Origin of the sequence: Pseudonocardia hispaniensis, assembly GCF_042658695.1 — a bacterium.
Classification (GTDB): domain Bacteria; phylum Actinomycetota; class Actinomycetes; order Mycobacteriales; family Pseudonocardiaceae; genus Pseudonocardia; species Pseudonocardia hispaniensis.
Window position 1 is genome coordinate 25,188 of record NZ_JBHSQW010000039.1, and the last position, 5,911, is coordinate 31,098.

Here is a 5,911-nt window from a genome sequence, read left to right on the forward strand (position 1 = left end):
TCCGTTCCGGACGCAACGCGAGGAGCAGTCGCACCGGTCCGGCCCCGACCCGTGCGCAGGCGTGCGCGAGCGGGTCGTACGCAGCTCCATCCACCCAGGCGTCCACCGGGTACCGCCCGCCGGCCGACGGCACCCGACGCAACCGCACCCCGCCGACCATCCGCCCCGGATCGCCGGCCAGGGCGAGGTCGAGCACCCCACCCAGCCCCCGGTCCGGCCACCGCGGGAGTGCTCGGGCCCCGGGGCCCGACTCGAGCGCGGGCGGTGGCCGCAGTGCAGGCACCGTCGGACCGGGCTCGACGCCCGACCAGGCCGCCCGCAGCGCCTCCCGGATCGCTGCGGCGCCGTCCCGGCCCGTCACAGGAACGGCGGCGGTGCCGGCTCCAGCCCGTCCGGGCCCACCGCCGGATCGGCTCCCGCGGCCCACCCGCGTGCGGCCGCGGCCTCCCGCCAACGCGGCAGCCCCAGGTAGCGGAACGCCGCCGGCGCATTCGGGACCAGTCCCGTCGCACATACCCGAACCACGCGTAGGGCGGTCGCCGCGACATCTGGGGTGGTGAGATCGACATGCGCGATCCGGCAGCCCGCCGCGGCCAGTGACGCGCGCAGCGCGGGCAGGTCACCGGCCGGGGCCACCGGCAGCGTCCGGACCCGTGCCGGGGCGGTGAACCGCGGCAGGAGCGCCTCCTGGACCCGCGGATCCAGCCAGACCTGCACCTGTGCGCCGAGGTCACGCACCCGGGCATACCCGGGCCCGGCGTCATCGCGGTACCGGCGGTCGCCACGGTGTTGCAGGTAGAGGCCACGGGCGAGAACCCCGGCGTCGATCGCGGCGAACACCCAGCCGTCGGGATCGAGCAGGCCCTGGGTGAACACCCAGGTGTGCACCGCCTCCAGCACGGCCTTGCGGGCCGCCTCCGCCGGGTCGAACCGTGCCGCACCGCCCCCGCCGACCACTCCCGTCTCCGGATCCACGACGACCGCGGCCACACAGCTCACCGGATGCTCGGTGGGCAGCTCGACCAGGTGCACCCGCAGCCGGGAGCCGGCCAGCACGGTCGCGAGCCCCGGCACGGAGTCCACCGCGATACCGACGCTCGGGCCACCCAGGTGCCACCACAGTTCCAGCGCATCCCGCTCGACGAGCTCCAGGAGCGCCCGGCGGAACGCGTCGTCCGCGTCGGTGCCGGTCGCGATCCCGGCGTAGTTGAGGTGATGCAGTCGCGGCTCGGATCTGCGCGCTCCGCTGTGGTAGTTCAGGTACACCCACGAGGCCGGCAGCCAGCAGCCGTCGCCCCCGTCCTCCGAAGCATGCACCCAGGCGATGGGCGTCTCGTCGGTGAACGGCTGGTAGGGGAAGTCCTCGGTGTGCTGCCATCCGGCGAAGAACGGCAGGTCCTCGGGCCCGAACAGGCGCCTCCCCTCGGCGCGCAGCCGGGCCGCCGTCGCGACCCGCAGCCCCGGCGGCACCCGGTTGCCGCAGTAGCGTTCGACGGCCTCGCCGAGTGCGGCGGCGCGAGCCCCGTCGCGGTCGCCGAACGTGGTGCCGAGGCTGACCCGGTCCGCGGGCCAGGTGCCGAGCCTGCGCGCATCGGCGACCTCCGCGGTGATCGCGGTGTAGGCGGGCGGGACGCCGGGCACGGGTGCCACGTCGACCAGCCTGCGGACGATCCCCACCATCGGGTCGATGAGCGCCTCGACCGGCAGCACCGGACCGGGCGTCGGACTGAGAGCCGTCATGAGGCGATCTCCTCCGGGATCGAGGCGGCGGGCAGCGCCGGGATGGCGGGATCGGCGCAGGGCAGGTGCAGCACGCCGCTGTGGACGGCGCGCCGGTCCGCGGTCAGGACCGTCGCGTCGGCGGCGTCCTCGCCGGTGTGCGGGTTGCGGGCGTGCGCGGGCCAGTGGTGTCCCGCGACCTCCACCAGCAGCTGGGTTCCCGCGGCGAGCACGGCTCCGACGGGCGGGGTGGTCAGCGCGAAGGCGGCATCACCGGGGCTCGCGCCGCGGCGCAGCACGGCGCGGGTCAGCTCCCGGCGTCCGTTCCCGATCCGGGTCGAGACCCGGACGACCCAGTCGGCGTCGCCGGCCTCGGTGCGCGCGGACAGCGCGACGGTCAGTGGTCCACGCAGCGTCATGGCGGGCAGCGGCGGCGTCCGCAGCACCGCGCAGTGCGGTGGCGGTGCGCCGAGGTCCGAGCCGAGCGGCCGGGACGGGAAGGGGTCGTCGGGATCCGCGGTGAAGCGGGCCCGGAGCACGTCCAGCGGCACCGGTCGAGGGGCCGTGGCGAGCTCTCCCCAGCCGCCCGACTCGTGCGCGGCGACCAGCCTCCGGGTCCGGGGCGTCACCTCGCCGGACCACATCGCCGCGGCCCACCGGGCGTAGACGGCACCGATCCGCCGCCCGGCCAGCGCCGCTCCCGGCCGCGGCGCGTCCAGCGAATGTCCCCACGGACCGATCAGCAGCCGCGCCGGACCGCCCCAGCCGAGGGCAAGGTCGAGCAGGTCACCGGCGAACGGGTCGGCGGTGCCGCCGACCGCGAGCAGCGGCAACCGCAGCCCGGCCAGCCCGGCCCACAGATCCGGATCGCGACGCGGGGCGTCCCACAGGGCGTTCCACCCGGGTACGTCGCGCAGCAGGCCGCGCACCGGGAGCCTGCGCAGCCCACCGAGGCCCGGGCGCACGGGCGAGCCGGGGACACGTCGCCCGCCGTGCTCGTGCCACCAGCCCACCCGGCACTCCAGCCGCGCGGCCCCGCCAGGTTCGCGAGCCGTCTCGCCGGGCCCGAGCGCGGGCACGGCGACGAGGACCCCGGACGCCGCGCGCGGTCGGCGCAGAGCGGTCGCGACCGCGCAGAACGCGCCGTAGGAGGCACCGGCCAGAAGCACCCGGCCGTCGCAGAACGGGCGGTGCAGGACGTGCTCGAGCACGGCCGCGCCGTCATCGGCCTCATGGACGTACGGGCGGAACTCGCCGGTGGAGCCGAATCGGCCCCGCACGTCGGCGACCACGCAGGCGAACCCGCTCGCGGCCCATCCGCGGGCCTCCCCGAGCAGGTTCGTCCGGCCGTACGGAGTGCGGATCAGCACCGTCGGCCACGGACCGGGGCCGCACGGCCGGACCGCGGTGAGCGCGATCCGGCAGCCGTCGGCGAGCCGCAGCTGCTCGTCGCGGGTCACGGCGCGCTGACCGGCACGGGGAGGACGGGGTGGTCGGCGATGGCCGCCGTGTCCAGGTCGACCACCCGCAGCCTGCGCCGCGCCGGCCAGACCGACGGGACGAGGACCCCGGTCACCGCCGGCGACGCACCGAGCGCCCAGGCGCGCAGCTCCGCGGCGAGCAGCGCGGCGACCAGGGTCCACTCGGCCTCGTCGAGCGGCTCGGGAGCGGCCGCCGCCCAGTAGGCGGCGAGATGGGGGTGCGCGGAGCCGGCCGCGGCGAGGCGGCGGGCGCGCACGTCGGCGTGCGAGACGTCGCCCGGGTCCTCGGCGATCGGCTCGATGATCAGGTGACGGCCCTCGACGCCGGCCCGCAGCCAGGCGATGCCGTCGTCGAGGATCGGGTCGAGGGTGCTCCACCACGCCGGAGCGGGACCGTCGTGCACCGCGCACACCGCGGCGGGCTCGAGCGCCGCGATTTTCACCGGGTCGATGGGCACGTCGAGCGGGTACGGGTCCGCGCCCGCCGCTCCGAGCGCCTGAATGAGTGCCTGCGCGCCGCCGAGCACCAGGACCCGCCGACGGTCCAGGGGCCAGGGCAGCCGCTCGCCGAGGTGGCCCGCCGCGGCGAACGCCTCGAGTTCGGCGGGCGGCGCGCCACCCCGGCCCGCCCACCACCGGTGCAGGCCGGCGATCCGGTCCGCGGGCAGCGCGACCCGGCGCAGCTCGCCATCGGCCCCACGAATGGCGCTGCCCTGTCCGGGCACATCGAACAGCGCGACCCCGGGTCGCAGCCGGCGCGGCGCGGTCATCGGGTCCTCCTCGTTTCGCCCTGGTGGCCGGCCGGGGCCGCCGTCGTCGCGCCACGGCGGCCCCGGCCTGTGCTCACTCGCTGTCGTCCGTCTCGAACGGGTTCTCGACGAGTGCGTTGCTGTGGCTGGCCGAGTTGTGCGGCAGCGCCCGCTCCGCCTCGATGAGGACGAAGACCTCCTCCATGTGTCACCTCCTTCCGGGTCGGCGAGTTTGGCCGCGGATCAGTCAGCCATAGATGAACTTGATTTTCAACTATTACGTCTTCGTTACCTCGATCGCGTAGGTTTACTTGACAACGATTGTCATTAAAGTATGCCGGGTGTACCCCCGCACAGCTGATCGGTCCGGGAACCGGGACTTCCGGCGTTATCTGCTGGCCCGGATCGTGTCGGTGGCCGGGAGCCTGGTCGCCCTGGTGGCGATGCCGCTGCTCGCCTACCAGCTGACCGGATCCGCCGCCTGGACCGCCGCGGTGGCGGCGGCCGAAGCGCTGCCCTACCTGATGCTCGGGCTGCTCGCCGGAGCGGTGGCCGATGCGGCGGACCGCCGCGCGCTGATGATCGGCGCGGATCTGGTCGCCTGCGCCGCGCTCGCGAGCATCCCCGTCGCCTGGGGACTGGGCGGGCTCGGCCCGGTCCAGGTCGTCGCGGTGGCGGTCGTGACACAGGCCGCGTTCGTCTTCTTCGATGCCGCGAACTTCGGCGCGCTGCCCACGCTCGTCGGTAAGGGGAGCCTGACCAGCGCCTACGCCACGCTGTACGGGGCGACGACCGTGGTCGAACTCGTCGTCCCACCGCTGGCCGGGCTGCTCGTCGTCGTCGCCGCGCCGGCGCCGCTCATCGGGATCAACGCCGCGACGGCGCTGGCCTCGGCCCTGCTCGTGCGCAGCATCACCGGGCGGCTGTCCCCCGCACCGGTCGGGCGGCGCGACCGGCGCCTCGTCGCCGACGTCGCCGAGGGACTGCGGTTCATCTGGCACAACCGGATCGTGCGCACCCTGACCCTGGTCGGCACGACCAACGCGGTCGCCGGTGGGGCGTGGGTGGCGATGCTGGTGCCATGGGCCGATCAGGTGCTGGGCATCAGGCCCACCGGGGACGCCCGGCTCGCGCTCCTGTTCACCTGTTTCGGCGTCGGAGGCATCGCCGCCTCCCGGCTCGTGCCGGTGCTGTCGGAACGCCTCGGCGGCGCCCGGCTGGCGCTCGGCGCGCTGCCGACCGCGCTGCTGTGCTGCACCCTGGTGATCGCCTCGGGGCACTGGGGCGTGGCGCTGCCCGCCGCCATCGCCTGGGGCGTGGCGCACTCGACCGTCGTGCTCAATGCGATCACCTATCGGCAACAGGTCTGCCCGCTCGACCGACAGGCCCGGGTGAACACCACCGCGCGCATGCTGTCCTGGGGTATCGGCGCGCCGAGCGGGGCGGCACTGGCCGGCGCCGTCGCCGTGGCCGGCCCCGGTCCGCGCGGCGGTCTCGTCGCGGGTGGGCTGGCGCTGGCGGTCGGCGTCGCGCTGGCCTGGCTGACCCCCACGCTGCGCGGCGCCGCCCGCGCCCGCGATCAGACCGGGGTGTCGTAACTACACACCGGCCGCCCGGTCACCGGGTCCGGCCACACCCGACCGGACACTCCGAACACCTCCTGCAGCAGGTCCTCGTCCACGACCGCCGCTGCGGCACCGTCGCGATGCACCCGACCGGCCCGCAGCGCGACCACCCGGTCCGCGCAGCGGGCCGCGTGCGCCAGGTCGTGCAGCACGCTGACCACCGTGAGGCCACGCTCATCGCGCAACTGCCGCACCAGGTCGAGCACCTCCAGCTGATGGCGCACATCCAGGTAGGTGGTCGGCTCGTCCAGCAGCAGCACCGGGGCGTCCTGAGCCAGCGCGAGGGCGAGCCGGACGCGTTGCCGCTCGCCCCCCGACAGCCGGTCCACCGGCGTGT

The 5,911-nt window shown here is 75.6% G+C and carries 7 protein-coding genes; 1 reads left to right on the forward strand and 6 read right to left on the reverse strand.

The window, feature by feature from the left end; genetic code table 11:
- The 5 genes from ACFQE5_RS19155 to amiA form a co-directional block, all read right to left on the reverse strand.
- Positions 1-361: hypothetical protein (locus ACFQE5_RS19155; RefSeq protein ID WP_379586907.1), on the reverse strand; the 361-nt coding region annotated here is incomplete at its 3' end.
- On the reverse strand, positions 358-1,740 hold the full coding sequence (locus ACFQE5_RS19160; RefSeq protein ID WP_379586908.1) for a YcaO-like family protein: 1,383 nt from the start codon (positions 1,738-1,740) through the stop codon (positions 358-360). The genes ACFQE5_RS19160 and ACFQE5_RS19155, both read right to left, overlap by 4 nt.
- Positions 1,737-3,179, reverse strand: a complete 1,443-nt coding sequence (locus tag ACFQE5_RS19165; protein ID WP_379586910.1) for a CocE/NonD family hydrolase — start codon at positions 3,177-3,179, stop codon at positions 1,737-1,739. The genes ACFQE5_RS19160 and ACFQE5_RS19165 overlap by 4 nt, the downstream gene beginning before the upstream one ends.
- A complete protein-coding gene (locus ACFQE5_RS19170; RefSeq protein ID WP_379586912.1) occupies positions 3,176-3,970 on the reverse strand; it encodes a hypothetical protein in 795 nt (264 codons plus the stop codon). The genes ACFQE5_RS19165 and ACFQE5_RS19170 overlap by 4 nt, the downstream gene beginning before the upstream one ends.
- Before the next feature lie 73 nt (positions 3,971-4,043).
- On the reverse strand, positions 4,044-4,154 hold the full coding sequence (gene amiA, locus ACFQE5_RS19175; protein WP_379586914.1) for a streptamidine family RiPP: 111 nt from the start codon (positions 4,152-4,154) through the stop codon (positions 4,044-4,046).
- 136 nt (positions 4,155-4,290) lie between these two features.
- Between amiA and ACFQE5_RS19180 the strand changes: the two genes are divergently transcribed.
- Positions 4,291-5,547 (forward strand): MFS transporter, encoded by a 1,257-nt coding sequence (locus ACFQE5_RS19180; protein ID WP_379586915.1) that lies wholly within the window; start codon positions 4,291-4,293, stop codon positions 5,545-5,547.
- On the opposite strand, the gene ACFQE5_RS19185 is transcribed toward ACFQE5_RS19180, so the two are convergent.
- The coding region (locus ACFQE5_RS19185; protein WP_379586916.1) for an ABC transporter ATP-binding protein at positions 5,529-5,911 on the reverse strand (383 nt) is incomplete at its 5' end. The genes ACFQE5_RS19180 and ACFQE5_RS19185 overlap by 19 nt on opposite strands.